Origin of the sequence: Streptomyces cyaneofuscatus, assembly GCF_033109485.1 — a bacterium.
Lineage (GTDB): Bacteria > Actinomycetota > Actinomycetes > Streptomycetales > Streptomycetaceae > Streptomyces > Streptomyces cyaneofuscatus.
On sequence record NZ_CP137002.1, the window covers coordinates 7822595 to 7837717 of the forward strand.

Annotated in this window: 14 protein-coding genes; 9 read left to right on the plus strand and 5 right to left on the minus strand. The window is 71.6% G+C overall.

Annotation, left to right across the window (positions count from 1 at the left end; all coding sequences use genetic code 11):
* Positions 1-25: 25 nt before the first annotated feature.
* Positions 26-703: a helix-turn-helix domain-containing protein gene (locus tag R2B67_RS34590; RefSeq protein WP_317824511.1), complete on the plus strand. Its 678-nt coding sequence runs from the start codon at positions 26-28 to the stop codon at positions 701-703.
* Between the two features lie 57 nt (positions 704-760).
* On the opposite strand, the gene R2B67_RS34595 is transcribed toward R2B67_RS34590, so the two are convergent.
* Positions 761-1633 (minus strand): universal stress protein, encoded by an 873-nt coding sequence (locus tag R2B67_RS34595; RefSeq protein WP_317824513.1) that lies wholly within the window; start codon positions 1631-1633, stop codon positions 761-763.
* Positions 1634-1867: 234 nt separating this feature from the next.
* On the opposite strand from R2B67_RS34595, the gene R2B67_RS34600 reads away from it, so the two are divergent.
* On the plus strand, positions 1868-2773 hold the full coding sequence (locus R2B67_RS34600) for a universal stress protein (protein ID WP_317824515.1): 906 nt from the start codon (positions 1868-1870) through the stop codon (positions 2771-2773).
* Positions 2774-2823: 50 nt separating this feature from the next.
* On the opposite strand, the gene R2B67_RS34605 is transcribed toward R2B67_RS34600, so the two are convergent.
* Positions 2824-3822: an Acg family FMN-binding oxidoreductase gene (locus tag R2B67_RS34605; protein ID WP_317824517.1), complete on the minus strand. Its 999-nt coding sequence runs from the start codon at positions 3820-3822 to the stop codon at positions 2824-2826.
* 215 nt (positions 3823-4037) lie between these two features.
* Here R2B67_RS34605 and R2B67_RS34610 point away from each other — a divergent pair, with 215 nt between their 5' ends.
* Positions 4038-5795: a sensor histidine kinase gene (locus R2B67_RS34610; protein WP_317825043.1), complete on the plus strand. Its 1758-nt coding sequence runs from the start codon at positions 4038-4040 to the stop codon at positions 5793-5795.
* Between the two features lie 75 nt (positions 5796-5870).
* On the opposite strand, the gene R2B67_RS34615 is transcribed toward R2B67_RS34610, so the two are convergent.
* Complete coding sequence (locus R2B67_RS34615) at positions 5871-6563, minus strand: response regulator (RefSeq protein ID WP_317824519.1); 693 nt, start codon at positions 6561-6563, stop codon at positions 5871-5873.
* A gap of 243 nt (positions 6564-6806) precedes the next feature.
* Here R2B67_RS34615 and R2B67_RS34620 point away from each other — a divergent pair, with 243 nt between their 5' ends.
* From R2B67_RS34620 to R2B67_RS34645, 6 genes are all read left to right on the plus strand, one after another.
* On the plus strand, positions 6807-8144 hold the full coding sequence (locus tag R2B67_RS34620) for a radical SAM protein (protein WP_317824521.1): 1338 nt from the start codon (positions 6807-6809) through the stop codon (positions 8142-8144).
* Between the two features lie 272 nt (positions 8145-8416).
* On the plus strand, positions 8417-9178 hold the full coding sequence (locus tag R2B67_RS34625; protein WP_030566284.1) for a DeoR/GlpR family DNA-binding transcription regulator: 762 nt from the start codon (positions 8417-8419) through the stop codon (positions 9176-9178).
* A gap of 142 nt (positions 9179-9320) precedes the next feature.
* A complete protein-coding gene (locus tag R2B67_RS34630; RefSeq protein WP_317824523.1) occupies positions 9321-10694 on the plus strand; it encodes an ABC transporter substrate-binding protein in 1374 nt (457 codons plus the stop codon).
* Positions 10691-11656 (plus strand): carbohydrate ABC transporter permease, encoded by a 966-nt coding sequence (locus R2B67_RS34635; protein WP_030566280.1) that lies wholly within the window; start codon positions 10691-10693, stop codon positions 11654-11656. Before R2B67_RS34630 ends, R2B67_RS34635 begins: the two co-directional genes overlap by 4 nt.
* Entirely contained in the window at positions 11653-12543 is an 891-nt protein-coding gene (locus tag R2B67_RS34640) for a carbohydrate ABC transporter permease (RefSeq protein WP_317824524.1), read from the plus strand. The genes R2B67_RS34635 and R2B67_RS34640 overlap by 4 nt, the downstream gene beginning before the upstream one ends.
* On the plus strand, positions 12540-13529 hold the full coding sequence (locus tag R2B67_RS34645) for a zinc-dependent alcohol dehydrogenase family protein (protein WP_317824525.1): 990 nt from the start codon (positions 12540-12542) through the stop codon (positions 13527-13529). Before R2B67_RS34640 ends, R2B67_RS34645 begins: the two co-directional genes overlap by 4 nt.
* 99 nt (positions 13530-13628) lie before the next feature.
* On the opposite strand, the gene R2B67_RS34650 is transcribed toward R2B67_RS34645, so the two are convergent.
* Positions 13629-14087 (minus strand): peptidoglycan-binding domain-containing protein, encoded by a 459-nt coding sequence (locus R2B67_RS34650; protein WP_317824526.1) that lies wholly within the window; start codon positions 14085-14087, stop codon positions 13629-13631.
* Between the two features lie 243 nt (positions 14088-14330).
* Entirely contained in the window at positions 14331-15122 is a 792-nt protein-coding gene (locus tag R2B67_RS34655; RefSeq protein WP_317824527.1) for an AraC-like ligand-binding domain-containing protein, read from the minus strand.
* Position 15123 lies beyond the last annotated feature (1 nt).

The following is a 15123-nucleotide window of genomic DNA, read 5'->3' on the forward strand; positions in this document are numbered from 1 at the left end:
CCCCCACGAGCAGAAGGGCCTCACGATGGACCGACCACCGCACACGGCGAGAGGCGACATCGGCCGACGCGTCGCGGCGCGTCGCCTCCAGCTCGACCTGTCCCGGCAGGACGTGGCCCTGAGGGCGGGTGCCGCACCCGGCTACATCCAGTACGTGGAGGAGCAGTCCGCGACGCCCGGCATAGGCTTTCTGCTCCGGCTCGCCGACGCCCTGGAGACGACGGTCCAGGAGCTCACCGGCGGGACCGTGGACCTGCCGGGCGGGCTCGGCCGGGCGGCCCGGGGTGCCCGGATGGCCGAACTCGACGAGACCGAATGCCGGGCCCTGCTCGGTGACCACGGGGTGGGGCGGGTGGCGCTGAACGACGGCGACGGGCCGGTCGTCCTGCCGGTGAACTACCAGGTGGTGGACGGCGAGGTCATGTTCGGCACGGGAGAGACCTCCCCGCTCGCCGGAGCGGCCGGCACGCGGATCGCGTTCGAGACCGACCACATCGACGACGCCTTCAGCAAGGGCTGGAGCGTCCTGCTGGTCGGAACCGTCCGCGTCGTGGAGGACGAGGACGAGGCGCGCCGGCTCAGGGAGACGGCGTACTCGGCCCCCTGGGCGGGGGAGGGGCGTGAGCACGTCATGGTCCTGGTGCCCCGCCGGATCACCGGGCGCAGGATCATCGTGGACGACGCCCCGGGGGACGCGGGCTGAACCCGGTGACACCGGGCGGGGCGGGGCGGCTGCGACGGACGGGACGGCGGGCGCGGGTCACTCGAAGGGGACGACGGCGACCGGGGCCGGGCTGTGGTGGATCACGGCGTGTGCGACATGGCCGAGATGCGGGCCCACCGGGGAGCGCCGGCTGCGCCGCCCCACGACCAGCAGACCGGCGCTCCGGGACGCGTCGACGAGCGCGGCCGCCGCGGGCCCGACCACCGCCTGCTCCGTCACCCGGACGGCCGGGAACTTGGACCGCCAGGGCCGCACCATCTCGGCCAGCCCCTCGGTGGCCTTCCGGCCGAGACCGCTGCCGACGCCCGGGTCCAGGATGGCGGTGTACCCGTAGGCCGGGGACGGGGACCAGCTGTGGACGATCCGCAGCTCCTCGTCCCTGCGCGCGGCCTCACCGAAGGCGAAGGCGAGCAGCGGGTCGCAGGGCTGCTCGATGTCGACGCCCAGGACGATGCCCGAGCCGGCGTCGCCCGAGCCCGCCCCGGACGAGGCCGAACCCGACCGTACGAGCACCACCGGCCGACGCGCCCGGCCGACGACGGCGAGCGACACCGAGCCGATCAGGAAGCCGACGACACCGCCGAGCCCGCGCGACCCCAGCACGGTCACCTCGGCCTCGTTCGCGGCGGCGGTCAGTTCGGCGGGCGCACGGCCGCGCGCCATCTCGGTGGTCACATCGAGGCCCGGCCGGACGTCCCTCACCCGGTCGGCGGTCGCGCGCAGCAGGGTCTCGTACCGCTCGACCAGTGATTCGGCGGAGAGCACCGGCACCTCTGCGGTGACCGGCCACTCCTCCACATGGATCAGGTGGAGCGGGACGTCGAGCAGGGAGGCCTCCTCAGCGGCCCACAGCGCGGCCGCCAGGCTCTCGGGGGACTCGTCCATTCCGACGGTGACGTGGGGGGTCATGGCCAGGGCCTCCTCGGTACGCGGGGCTCCGGGTGCGGAACCCTGCGTCCAGCCTCCCCGCGGCGGAGCCCGCCGGGCGAGGGGCCGAGAGGGCCGGATCGGGGCCGAAGGACCCATGCACGGGGGCGGCGCCGCGGTGCGACGGTGGAGGAGTAGTCCCGGGCGAACCTGGGCCCTCGGGCCACCCGGAGCGCCCGGCCGTCCCGAGCCCCGGGCCACCCCTGAGGAGGAGCCATGACCAGCGACCTTCCCGACCCCGCGGAACTCGGCGCCGTCGTCGTCGGAGTCGACGCGTCCCCGCCGGCCCGGGCAGCCGCCCTCTGGGCCGCCGCCGAGGCGGACCTCCGTGGGCAGCCGCTCACGATCGTCCACGCCGCCGACATCGAGGGGCGTTCCGTTCTCACGTCGGCCGAGACCCTCCAGGCCCTCTGGGGCGCGGCGAGCGACGTGCTGGCCGAGACCGTCGACGCCGTACGGGAGAAGTACCCGGACCTGACCGTCACGAAGGAGCTCAGCCGTGGCGACGCGGTGGCCTCACTGCACGCGGCGGCCGACGACCGGGGCACGATCGTGGTGGGCAGCAGGGGGCTCGGCGGCTTCGCCTCACTGACGCTCGGCTCCGTCGGACTGGGCGTGGCCGCACGCACCGAGGTGCCGGTGATCGTCGTACGGGGCGAGCCCGACCGGGCGGCCACCGGGGTGGTCACGGCGGCCGTGCACGGCACGTCCGACCTCGACTGGCTGCTGATCGCCGCCGCCGAGGCGCACGTCCGCAACGCGTCGCTGCGGCTGCTGAGCGTCAGCAACGTGCTGACGTACGTCGGCCGGTTCACCACCATGCTCGACAGCGTCGGGGAGATCACCGAGGAGAAGGTGCACGAGACGGCCGCCATGGCCGACCGGATACGCAAGAGCTACCCCGGCCTCACCGTCACCCACGACGTCGAGACCGGGACCAGCGTGCCCGGCATCCTGGTCGAGGCCACGTCCATCACGGACCTGCTGGTCATGGGCGCCAGGCACCGGCTGATCGGGGGCGGTTCCGCGCTGGGCCGGGTGACCCACGCGCTGCTGCACCACGGGCACTGCCCCGTCCAGATCGTCCCGCCCGGCTACGCGGCGACGGACGACGGAAGCTGACCGCAGGGCTGTCTCACCCCACGACGCTCAGCACTCCACGGCCCACGACCTCATTCCACGACGCTCAGCACCTCACCGACCGGCCGTCGCGGCGTGGCCACTCCCCGGGGGCCGTAGCCGAACCGGAACACCATGTGGACGAAGCCGGTCAGGGAGCCGGGCTCGCGGGTCAGCGCGCGGAGCTCGGGCCATTCGAGGGGCTGCGACATCAGCGAGGTCGACAGCCCGTCGAGGGTGGCCTGCAGGAGTACGCGCTCCATGGCCTGCCCCGCTCGCAGCCAGTCGGCCGGGGAGTCGTCCATGGTGCCCAGGAGCGCGATCTGCGGACGCGTCTCGAAGGCGGCGACGGCCCGGCCGGGCAGGTCGCGCGGTGCGTCGAAGTCCCGGGCGGGGGCGCTCACCCCGTACTGCCGGGGGCCGAGGGCGTACGACGGGATGCCCTCGGTGGCCGGCCCCTCCCCGGGCCTGCCCGTATGCGTCCAGGAGGCGATCTCCTCGCGCAGCGCTGCGTCGGCCGACTCGAAGAGAGCGGCGTCGCGCACCAGGTCCAGGACCGCGTCCGAGTGCCAGGACCCCGGCACGATCAGCCGGCACCCCTCCAGAAGGGCGGCACCGCGGAGCCCGTCGACGATCTCCGCCGGGATCCGCTCGTCGGAGAAGGGGAAGCGGCTGGTGTGCCGCTGCCGCACGGCGGGGTAGAGGTCCGCCGGTCCCGGTCCCGGCTCCGCCGGACCGGGCTCCTGGAGCACGACATCGGCCAGATGCCAGGGGTCTCGGGGGTCGGGGAGCAGCTCGATCGCGGTGTCCCACCCGCGGTGGGCGGCGGACACCCGCAGATTGAACAGGGCGGCCCCGCACCCCAGGTGCAGCCCGCGCCCGTCCGGGTCACCGGCCGGCAGCGCGCGCGACGGGTCGCCGTACAGGGCGAGGACCCTGGTGCCCGCGCGATGGACGAACCTCCAGGGCTGGGCGTTGTGCATGGACGGTGCGGTGACGGCGTCCTCGACCAGCGAGGTCACGGTCTCCACGAGATGGTCGGTGGTTGGCATGGCTTCCTCTCCGGTGCTCCCTCGGCTCCAGCTTCCCGCCCGGCACGCCCGGCGCAGCAGGGGCCGAACGGCCCTGCCCACGGTCCGAACGGGGCCCTCTCCGTCCCCGCTCGCGGTGACCACGCACGGCTCGACATGAGGCGGCGCGGTGCGGCGGCTACGTTGGGAGCATGCGGACGCGAGCGGTCCGCCCCTCGACGCCGTCGGAGGTATCCATGGGCGGGGACGACCGCGAGGCCCCACGGGCCAGGCTCCCGCGCTTGAGACTCGACGAGCTGCTCGATGAGCTCCAGGGCCGCATCGACGAGGCCCGGGGCACCCGCGACCGGCTCAACGGCCTGCTGGAGGCCGTCATGTCCGTGGGAAAGGAGCTCGCCCTGCCCCAGGTGCTCCGGGGGATCATCGAGGCGGCGGTCGTGCTCGTCGACGCCGAGTACGGGGCGCTGGGTGTGATCGGCGACGACCAGAAGCTCGCCGAGTTCCTGCCCATCGGCATCAGCGACGAGGTACGGGAACAGATCGGCGGCCTCCCCTCCGGCCACGGGCTCCTCGGCGAGCTGATCCGGCACCCGGAGCCCCTGCGGCTGGCCGAGCTCTCGGCCCACCCGACCTCGTACGGCTTCCCGCCCCACCACCCGCCGATGCACACCTTCCTCGGCGTGCCCATCAGGGTCCGCGAGGAGGTGTTCGGCAACCTCTACCTCACCGAGAAGCGCGGCGGCACCGACTTCGACGCGGAGGACGAGGCCGTCGTCTCCACCCTGGCGGTCGCGGCGGGCATCGCCATCGAGAACGCCCGCCTCTACGAGGAGGGGCGGCAGCGGGAGCGGTGGCTCGCCGCTAGCTCCGACTTCACCAGCGCGCTGCTCTCCGGCTCGGCGGAGTCGGAGGTGCTGGAGGGAATGCTGGCCCGGGCCGTGGACATCGCCGGCGCCGACCTGGGCGTCTTCCACCTGGTGGAGCCGGACGGCGAACTGAGCGGCTCGATCGCCCACGGGGAGAGCGCCGGGGCCCACCGCGGCCTGGTGCTGCCGACCACCCGCGGCACCCTCGCCGGGGCCACGCTCGCCGCCGACGCCCTCATCACCGTCCCCGATGTGGGGAACGATCCCCGGATCACCGTACGGCCGGAGCGCTGGGACGGATTCGGTCCCGCGGTGGCCGTCGTCGTGGGGACCAAGGAGAAGCTGAGCGGGGTGCTCATCCTCGCCCGGCTCCAGGGCGGTCCGCCGTTCGCCGGACCGGAGATCGCCTCGCTGCCGGGCTTCGCCGGACAGGCCGCGCTGGCGCTCGAACTGGCCGAGCGCCGCCGTGCCGCCGAGCAGGTGAGCCTCCTGGAGGACCGGGACCGGATCGCCCGTGACCTGCACGACCTCGCGATCCAGCGGCTGTTCGCCACCGGGATGACCCTGCAGAGCGCCCGCCGCTTCGTCGAGCACCCGGAAGCGGCCGAGCGGCTCGGCCGTGCCGTCGACGACCTCGACACCACCATCAAGATCATCCGCTCCACCATCTTCGGGCTCCGCGAGCACGGGCCGACCGGAGACGCCCCGGGGCTCCGGACCCGGGTCGTCCAGGCGGTGGACACCGCCGTGCCCGCCCTCGGGTTCACTCCGGCGCTGCGGATGGAGGGGCTGATCGACACGGACGTGCCCCAGGACATGGCGGACCAGGTGATCGCGGTGATCGTGGAGGCCCTGAGCAACATCGCCCGACACGCGGGGGCGCGGGCGGTGGAGGTGTCGGTCGTCGCCGAGGGCGGTGTGCTGACGGTGACCGCGACCGACGACGGCACCGGCCTCCCGGAGGGTGCCCGCGGCAGCGGCCTGCGGAACCTGACCGAACGGGCCGAGCGGCTGGGCGGCACCCTGTCCGTCGAGCGGGGCCCGGCCCCGCGCGGCGGCACCGTACTGGAGTGGCGGGTCCCGCTGCCGACGGGGCGCGGGGGAGGGGCGTACGGGATGCCTGGGTGACCGCGACCTCTGCCGCAGCCCGGGCCGGGCGCCGGGGACCGCGTTCCACCCCGCCCGGACACCCGGGCGCCCGTCTCACCCCTCCTGCTGCCCGTGCTCCCGTACCTCCGTCGCGATGACGGCCGCCTGGACCCGCCGCTCCACCCCGAGCTTCCCGAGCAGCCGGGAGATGTGGTTCTTCACGGTCTTCTCGGAGAGGTAGAGCCGCCCGGCGATCTGCCGGTTGGTCAGTCCCTCGCCGATGAGGTCGAGCACGGACCGCTCCCGCTCGGACAGGACCGAAAGCCGCTCGTCCTCCACGGGACCGGACGGCTCGGGGGCGCGCAGGGTTCGCATGAGCCGGGCCGTGGTCGCCGGGTCCAGCATCGACTGGCCCGTCGCCACGGTCCGTACGGCCGACACCAGGTCCGACCCGTTGATCTGCTTGAGCACGTATCCGGCCGCACCGGCCATGATCGCGTCCAGCAGGGCGTCCTCGTCGTCGAAGGACGTCAGCATCAGACAGGCCAGCTCCGGCATCCGCGAGCGCAGCTCCCGGCAGACCGTGATGCCGTCCCCGTCGGGCAACCGGACGTCGAGCACCGCCACATCGGGCCGGAGCGCGGGGCCGCGGGCCAGTGCCTGCTCGGCCGTGGACGCCTCCCCGACGACCTCCAGCCCCGGCTCGGCCCCCAGCAGGTCGTGCAGCCCCCGGCGTACGACTTCGTGGTCGTCCAGCAGGAAGACCCGGATCGGGGCTCCGGCTGCGGCGGTCGGTGTGCCGGACATGTGCGGCCCCCGGTGGTCGGCTCGTCGGGCGTTCGGCCAGGGCCTCCGTCGGGGTGGGGCCCCGGCGGCCCCGTTCTCCCCGCATTGTCCCAGGGGCGGCGCCGAAGGGCCCCCTGGATCCGTTCTCCGCTGGTCAGTGCGGGTGGCGGAAGGCGTTGGCGTAGGCTTGCCAGCCTGACTGGACAAGACCTGCCCACCCGTGCGCGCGCCGTTGCGGTGGGGTGACTACGGAGGTTCGCGTACATGCCGAGCAGCAGTCGTACGGCACTGGTCGAGGACCTGATGGGGCGTTTCCCCGAGGTACCCCGGGAAGCCGTCATCAAGGAGGACCTGCTGCGCGGCGGCATGGCCTTCGACGAGTCCGCGCTCAGCGGCTCCATCGGCGGCGCCACCGGTGAGGTGAAGCCGAAGTCGTACTTCATCTTCTCCTTCGACCACCGCACGCTGCCCGAGCTCGGCGCCGCCGCGCTCAACCGGCCGCCGGAGGAGGTCGTCCTCACCGGCGGCCCCTACGGGCTGCGCCGCACCGTCGTGTCGGTGCGCGTCAACCCCGACTCCCCGTACGCCGTGCGCGGCGGCGAGGACGGCACGCTCGGCCTCTACCTCGACGGGGCGCGGATCGCGGACGTCGGGCTGCCGCCGATGCCGGAGTACTACCGCCACCAGCTGTCCAACGGCAAGTCGGTGATGGAGGTCGCCCCCACCATCCAGTGGGGCTACCTCATCTATCTGACGGTCTTCCGGGTGTGCCAGTACTTCGGCGCCAAGGAGGAGTGCCAGTTCTGCGACATCAACCACAACTGGCGCCAGCACAAGGCGGCCGGCCGCCCGTACACCGGGGTCAAGCCGGTCGAGGAGGTGCTGGAGGCCCTGGAGATCATCGACCGGTACGACACCGCCGGCGTCTCCCGCGCCTACACCCTCACCGGCGGCTCGATCACCTCCCAGGTCGCCGGCCGCGACGAGGCCGACTTCTACGGGCACTACGCCAAGGCCATCGAGGAGCGCTTCCCCGGCCGCTGGACCGGCAAGGTGGTGGCCCAGGCGCTGCCCCGCGAGGACGTGCAGCGCTTCCACGACTACGGCATCCGCATCTACCACCCCAACTTCGAGGTGTGGGACCGCCGGCTGTTCCAGCTGCACTGCCCCGGCAAGGAGCGGTACGTCGGCCGTGACGAGTGGCACCGCCGGATCCTGGAGTCCGCCGAGGTGTTCGGGCCGCGCAACGTCATCCCCAACTTCGTCGCCGGCATCGAGATGGCCGAGCCCTTCGGCTTCACCAAGGTGAGCGAGGCCATCGACTCGACCACCGAGGGCCTGCGGTTCTTCATGTCGAACGGGGTCGTGCCGCGCTTCACCACGTGGTGCCCCGAGCCGACCACCCCGCTCGGCAAGGCCAACCCGCTGGGCGCGCCGCTGGAGTACCACATCCGCCTGCTCCAGGCCTACCGGGCGACGCTGGAGGAATTCGGCCTCAACTCCCCGCCCGGCTACGGCCCCGCCGGACCCGGCCGCGCGGTGTTCTCGGTCAGCTCCTTCATGGACAGCCTCGAAGGCCTGGAGGAGGAGCCCGTCTCCTGACGCTCCCCGGGAGAACGGGCACCGTTCCGCGAGATCGGGCACTGATCGGGCGCGTCACCCGGCGGAGCGGACCCCGGGAGCGCCCGGAAAGCCCGGTGGTACGGGTGTGACCAGCGGCGGTCCACCGGGGGAAACGGGCAGGAACGGGCAGAGGGAATCCCGCGAAGAGCCTGGTCGAGCGGGTGACCCTGCTTGTAAAAACGTCACATGGGCCCGAACGGACCGGGTCGCCCGCCTGAACAGCGCCACCGCAAGAGCCAGGGATGTGTGTCGTGGACACCGACGAACGCCGCAGGGGAATTCTCGACACCGCCCGACGGGACGGATCGGTCGAGGTGAACGCCCTGGCGGTGGTGTTCAAGGTGGCCAAGGAGACCGTCCGCCGCGATCTGCACGTACTGGAGGAGCACGGTCTCCTCCGCCGGACCCACGGCGGCGCCTACCCCGTGGAGTCGGCGGGCTACGAGACCACGCTCGCGGTCCGCACCACCCGCAACGTCCCGCAGAAGTCGCGGATCGCGGCCGCCGCCGCCGATCTGCTCGGGGACGCCGAGACCGTCTTCGTCGACGAGGGCTTCACCCCCCAGCTCGTCGCCGAGGCGTTCCCCCGGGACCGTCCGCTGACCGTGGTCACGGCGTCCCTGGCCGTCGCCACCGTCCTCGCGGACGCCGAGAAGATCTCCGTCCTGCTGCTCGGCGGCCGGGTGCGCGGCTCCACGATGGCCACCGTCGACCACTGGGCCTCCAAGATGCTCGCCGGCTTCGTCATCGACCTGGCGTACGTCGGCGCCAACGGCATCTCCCGCGAGTACGGCCTCACCACCCCCGACCCGGCCGTCAGCGAGGTCAAGGCCCAGGCGATGCGCAGCTCCCGGCGCCGGATCTTCGCCGGGATCCACTCCAAGTTCGGCGCGGTGAGCTTCTGCCGGTTCGCCGGTGTCGGCGACTTCGAGGCGATCGTCACCGACGCGGGGCTCTCCTCGGCCGAGGCCCAGCGCTACTCCCTCATGGGCCCCCAGGTCATCCGCGTCTGACCGGCCGCCCCCGGTCCCGTCGACCGGCCGCACCACCCCTGAGACCACCGCGCCCCGCCCCCCGTCGGGGCGCGGTTCGCCCTGCCCGCGCCATCCCCGTACGACCCGATCACCGAGCCGCTACGACTGATCAGGAGTCCCCATGCGCCCTCACCCCCGCCGACGACACGGACCACGCCGCCGCCTCCCGCGCACGGCGGCCACGGCCGCGGCACTCGCCCTCCTCGCCACCGGCTGCGCCGGGGCCGGCGGGACCTCCTTCGGGGGAGGTGACGCCCTCAACGTCCTGATGGTGAACAACCCGCAGATGGTCGAACTGCAGAAGCTGACCGAGGAGCATTTCACCAAGGAGACCGGCATCACCGTCCACTTCACGGTGCTGCCCGAGAACGACGTCCGCGACAAGATCAGCCAGGACTACTCCAACCAGGCCGGTCAGTACGACATCGCCACCATCTCCAACTTCGAGCTGCCGTTCTTCGCCGAGAACGGCTGGCTGCGCCCGCTGGACGAATACGTCGACGCCGACCCGGGCTTCGACCAGCAGGACATCCTCCCGCCGCTGCGCGAGTCGCTGACCCACAAGGACGGCAAGCTCTACGCCCAGCCCTTCTACGGCGAGTCCTCCTTCCTGATGTACCGCAAGGACGTCTTCGAGAAGGAAGGGCTCACCATGCCCGCCAAGCCGACCTGGAAGGAGGTCGCCGAACTCGCCGCGAAGACCGACGGATCGCAGCGCGGGATGAAGGGCATCTGCCTGCGCGGTCTGCCCGGCTGGGGCGAGGTCATCGCCCCGCTCACCACCGTCGTCAACACCATGGGCGGCACCTGGTTCACCGAGGACTGGCAACCGCAGCTGAACTCAGCGGAGTTCAAGAAGGCGACGAAGTTCTACGTCGACCTGGTGCGCCAGCACGGAGAGCTCGGCGCCCCGCAGTCCGGGTACGCCGAATGCCTCAACAACATGACCCAGGGCAAGACCGCCATGTGGTACGACGCCACCGCCGGCGCCGGTTCGCTGGAGGCCAAGAACTCCCCGGTGAAGGGCAAGATCGGCTACGTACCGGCCCCCGTCGAGCAGACCAAGAGCTCCGGCTGGCTCTACACCTGGGCCTGGGGCATGCAGAACGCTTCCAAGAAGGCCGACGACGCCTGGAAGTTCATCTCCTGGGCCTCCGGCAAGGAGTACGAAGAACTCGTCGGCGCCACCAGCGGCTGGTCCAACGTCCCGGCGGGCAAACGCGCTTCGACCTACGCCCACCCCGACTACCGCAAGGAAGCGGGGGCGTTCGCCGACGTCACCCAGCAGGCCATCTCCGAGGCCGACCCCAACAACCCCGGCACCCAGCCGCGCCCCACGGCGGGCATCCAGTTCGTCGGCGTACCGGAGTTCACCGACCTGGGCACCAAGGTCGCGCAGGAGATCAGCGCCGCCATCGCGGGCCGCCAGTCGGTGGACGCCGCACTCGCCACCTCCCAGAAGCTGGCCGAGAAGGTCGCGGAGGAGTACCGATGACCACGACCACCGCCGTACGGCCGACCCCACCCCGGCCGGCCCCGCCCGGCAAGCGCCCCACCGGCAGCAGAGCCCGCGCCTGGGCGACCCGGGCGCCCCTGCTCCCCGCCCTCGTCTTCCTGATCGTGGTCACCCAACTGCCCTTCGTCGCAACCCTGGTGATCTCCTTCTTCGACTGGAACTCGCTCAAGCCGGACCAGCGCCACTTCACCGGATTCGCCAACTACGGCTCCGTCTTCACCGACCCCGCCCTGCGCGAATCGGTCCTCACCACCGTCCTGCTCACCGCGACGGTCGTGATCGTCAGCGTCGTCCTCGGCCTCGCCTTCGCCCTGCTCCTGGACCGCACCTTCTTCGGCCGGGGCTTCGTCCGCACCCTGCTCATCACCCCGTTCCTGATCGTGCCGGTCTCGGCGGCGCTGCTCTGGAAACACGCGCTCTACAACCCCGAGTACGGGCTCTTCAACGGCGTGCTGACCTGGTTCGGGAACCTCTTCGGCATCGAGTCCATCGCCCAGCCGGAGTGGACCTCCGAGATGCCGCTGATGGCCGTCGCCGCGGCCCTGGTCTGGCAGTGGACCCCCTTCATGATGCTGATCCTGCTGGCCGGGCTGCAGAGCCGCCCCGCCGAGATGATGGAGGCCGCCCGCCTCGACGGCGCCGGACCCTGGCAGATGTTCCGCTTCCTGACCCTGCCCCACCTGCGCCGCTACCTCGAACTCGGCGTCCTGCTGGGCTCGGTGTACATCGTGCAGAACTTCGACGCCGTGTTCACCATCACCGCGGGCGGCCTCGGCACCGCCAACCTCCCGTACACCGTCTACGAGACCTTCTACCGGGCCCATGAGTACGGACTGGCGTCCGCCGTGGGCGTGGTCGTGGTGATCGGCACCGTGATCATCGCGACCTTCGCGCTCCGGGTGGTCTCCTCCCTCTTCCGTGAGGAGGCGAGCCGCGCATGAGCGCCTCGACCGCAGCACCGCACCGCACCCGCGCCACATCCAAGGCCACCGCGCCGACGGCCCGCGCCCGCCGGCGCTCCACCGTCCTCGGCCTGACCGCCTGGGCCGTGGGCATCGTCTTCTGCCTGCCCGCCCTGTGGATGGTGCTGACCTCCTTCCACTCGGAGGCCGACGCGGCGACCAACCCGCCGTCCCTGGCGGCCGCGTTGACGCTCGACGGCTACCGCACCTTCTTCGGCGGCGGAGGCGGCCCGACCCCCTGGCCCCCGTTGGTCAACTCCCTCACGGCGTCGCTGTTCTCCACCCTCCTGGTGCTCCTGCTGGCGCTGCCCGCCGCGTACGCGCTCTCCATCCGTCGGGTGCGCAAGTGGACCGACGTGATGTTCTTCTTCCTCTCCACCAAGATGCTGCCGGTGGTCGCCGGTCTGCTGCCCATCTACCTGTTCGCCAAGAACACCGGGCTCCTGGACAACATCTGGCTGCTCGTCCTGCTCTACACCTCGATGAACCTGCCGATCGCGGTGTGGATGATGCAGTCCTTCCTCGCCGACGTCCCCGTCTCCATCATCGAGGCGGCCCAGGTCGACGGGGCGAAACTGCCCACCGTGCTGGGCCGGGTCGTCGCCCCCGTGGCCGCCCCCGGCATCGCCGCCACGGCCCTGATCTGCTTCATCTTCAGCTGGAACGAGCTGTTGTTCGCCCGGGTGCTGACCGGCGTGGTCGCCGGGACGGCGCCCGTCCACCTGACTACCTTCGTCACCAGCCAGGGGCTCTTCCTCGCCCAGCTGTGCGCGGCGTCCGTGGTCGTGTCCCTGCCGGTGCTCATCGCCGGCTACGCCGCCCAGGACAAACTCGTCCAGGGCCTTTCTCTGGGAGCAGTCAAATGAGGGCAGCCATCGTCGAAGCCCCCGGCAAGGTGTTCGTCACCACGGTCGACGACCCCACGCCCGGCCGGCGTGACGTGGTCGTGAAGGTGGCGTCCTGCGGGCTCTGCGGCACCGATCTGCACATCCTCCAGGGGGAGTTCGCCCCCACCCTGCCGATCGTCCCCGGCCACGAGTTCGCCGGCGAGATCGTCGCCGTCGGCACCGACGTCACCGAACTGGCCGTCGGCGACAGGGTGGCCGTCGACCCCTCGCTGCACTGCCACGAGTGCCGCTACTGCCGTTCCGGCCGCGGCAACCTCTGCGACAACTGGGCCGCGATCGGCGTCACCGTCCCCGGCGGAGCGGCCGAGTTCGCCGTCGCCCCGGTCGCCAACTGCGTCAAGCTGCCCGAACACGTCGACGTCACCGACGCGGCCCTGATCGAACCGCTCTCCTGCGCGGTCCGCGGCTACGACGTCCTGAAGGGCAACCTCGGGGCCGAGGTCCTCATCTACGGCTCCGGGACGATGGGCCTGATGATGCTGGAGCTGGCCAAGCGCACGGGCGCCGCCTCGGTGGAAGTCCTGGACATCAACGCGCAGCGCCTGGAGACCGCGAAGCTCCTCGGCTGCACGGGAGCGGCCGCCCGCGCCGAGGAGCTCGACCGGCCCGGCGGCTGGGACGTCGTCATCGACGCCACCGGCAACGCGGGTGCCATCCAGGACGGCCTCGGCCGGGTCGCCAAGGGGGGCACCTTCCTCCAGTTCGGCGTGGCCGACTACGCCACCACGGCGGTCATCGAGCCGTACCGGATCTACAACCAGGAGATCACCATCACCGGCTCGATGGCGGTCCTGCACAGCTACGAGCGGGCCGCCGCGCTCTTCGCGAGCGGGGTGCTGGACCCGGCCGTCTTCATCAGCGACCGGCTGCCGCTGGAGCAGTACCCGCAGGCGATCGACCAGTTCAAGGCGGGGGTGGGGCGCAAGATCGTGGTGCAGCCGTAGCCCCGGCCGAAGCGCGGTCGAGCGGCGAGCCGGTGAGGGCTCGCCGCTCGACGGTGGGCGCGGGCGGATTCGCTCCGCGCTACAGGGCGGTCGTCGGCGTCAGCAGTACGGGGCCTGGCCGTTGGCGTACCTCTTGAAGGCGGCCTGGGTAGCGGGGCCGGCGACTCCGTCGATCGCACCGGTGTACTGCCAGCCCCTGAGCAGACGCTGGAGCGCCGAGATCGTACCGGGCCCGACGGTCCCGTCGATGGCGCCGGTGCAGCCCTGGTTCCACGCCAGGCGCCGCTGCATCGCCTTCCAGCTGTTGGTGCCCAGCTGTCCGTCGAGTGCTCCGGTGTAGCCCCAGGCGCTCTTGAGGAGGCACTGCACGTTCCGGGCCTGCGTGGTGCTCAGACCCAGGTTGACCACCGCGAACGGGGTGACCTCGGCGCTCACCGAGCTCTTCCCGGCCGGCGCGGGTGCCGCGGCGGCCGTGCCCGCGACCGCCATCCCCCCGGCGGCGATCCCGACGGCGGTGGTGACACTGACGAGCGTCTTGAGCAAGACGTTCGATCGCATGCTGTTCCCTTCCGGGTCGTGACGCGGCAGCCCGGACGGCCGGCGTGCCGAATGGCAAAGGCGATAGGTGTCGAGCACAGGGCGATTCCCCCTGCCCCCTGTGGGCGACCCGGTCGTCGTGCGGTTCTCCCGGGGCCCACGACCACTCTGGCCGACCGGCGGCGAGCCGTCCTTGACCATCGGCGCCAGCCTGTTGACCCGTAGCGCCATCGTCCCAACAGGGGCTGCTACGCCGGAATCGGGTCACGTCCGGCTGCGGGCGGCAGGGTCGGCGACCGGTGCAGCTGGCGCGGGGAAATGAATTGCGCGGCGGCGACATTTCGCGGGGTCAGCGCCGGATCGTGACAGTTCCGCTGGATGTAGGAACGGATGAGGAGGAAGGTGCTTCTTCGTCTCGTCTCCGTAGAGAGAGGCCTCCGCGTCCAGTTCGCGAGCTGCTGGTGCGGTGACGAGATCCAGCAGAATCTGCTTGAGCCGGGGTATGTCGGACGGCTGATGCGCGGAGTTCCGGGAGATGAGATGCGACAGGAAAGGGGAGAGGACCGATCCGAATCCCTCCTGTCCCGAGATCCGATGGCCGAGTATCCGCCCGATGCCCTTTTCGGCCGTTGACGGAAAGTTGCTCCGGGGGATTTCGACACCGATCCCCACGGCCAGTTCATTCTCTTCGACCTCGACGTCGCACGGCTGTGAACTGTCCAGTATGTAAAGGTCTTTGACCGTGGAGAGGTGTCTCCGGTCGCTGTGGTCCACCCGGAGCCGGCCGCTTCCCGGCAGTACGAGAGTGATGTGGTAGAGCTCGGGATCGCCCCGGCGGGCCAGTTCGGTTGTCCGGCGATAGCGTGATGCCTGCATGGCCACCGGCCATAGCAGAACGTCGTCCAAGGTCAACAGCCGTGTATGACCCCAGAAGTCGGAAGAGTGCTGGCTGCTGATATGCATCGGGGACATCGTGGCCGCCATGGCCTCCCGCCATACGTCGAATCTGATGTCCGGTGCCACGTCGTCCGTTCGGAGAACCGTTTCGGGGAGCATT

Bases quoted from the DNA above. Each gene is read 5' to 3' on its own strand.
- R2B67_RS34590 (WP_317824511.1), top strand. From the start codon at position 26: ATGGACCGACCACCGCACACGGCGAGAGGCGACATCGGCCGACGCGTC.
- R2B67_RS34620 (WP_317824521.1), top strand. From the start codon at position 6,807: ATGCCGAGCAGCAGTCGTACGGCACTGGTCGAGGACCTGATGGGGCGT.
- R2B67_RS34650 (WP_317824526.1), bottom strand. From the start codon at position 14,087: ATGCGATCGAACGTCTTGCTCAAGACGCTCGTCAGTGTCACCACCGCC.
- R2B67_RS34635 (WP_030566280.1), top strand. From the start codon at position 10,691: ATGACCACGACCACCGCCGTACGGCCGACCCCACCCCGGCCGGCCCCG.
- R2B67_RS34645 (WP_317824525.1), top strand. From the start codon at position 12,540: ATGAGGGCAGCCATCGTCGAAGCCCCCGGCAAGGTGTTCGTCACCACG.
- R2B67_RS34600 (WP_317824515.1), top strand. From the start codon at position 1,868: ATGACCAGCGACCTTCCCGACCCCGCGGAACTCGGCGCCGTCGTCGTC.
- R2B67_RS34630 (WP_317824523.1), top strand. From the start codon at position 9,321: ATGCGCCCTCACCCCCGCCGACGACACGGACCACGCCGCCGCCTCCCG.
- R2B67_RS34655 (WP_317824527.1), bottom strand. From the start codon at position 15,122: ATGCTCCCCGAAACGGTTCTCCGAACGGACGACGTGGCACCGGACATC.
- R2B67_RS34595 (WP_317824513.1), bottom strand. From the start codon at position 1,633: ATGACCCCCCACGTCACCGTCGGAATGGACGAGTCCCCCGAGAGCCTG.
- R2B67_RS34610 (WP_317825043.1), top strand. From the start codon at position 4,038: ATGGGCGGGGACGACCGCGAGGCCCCACGGGCCAGGCTCCCGCGCTTG.
- R2B67_RS34615 (WP_317824519.1), bottom strand. From the start codon at position 6,563: ATGTCCGGCACACCGACCGCCGCAGCCGGAGCCCCGATCCGGGTCTTC.
- R2B67_RS34640 (WP_317824524.1), top strand. From the start codon at position 11,653: ATGAGCGCCTCGACCGCAGCACCGCACCGCACCCGCGCCACATCCAAG.
- R2B67_RS34605 (WP_317824517.1), bottom strand. From the start codon at position 3,822: ATGCCAACCACCGACCATCTCGTGGAGACCGTGACCTCGCTGGTCGAG.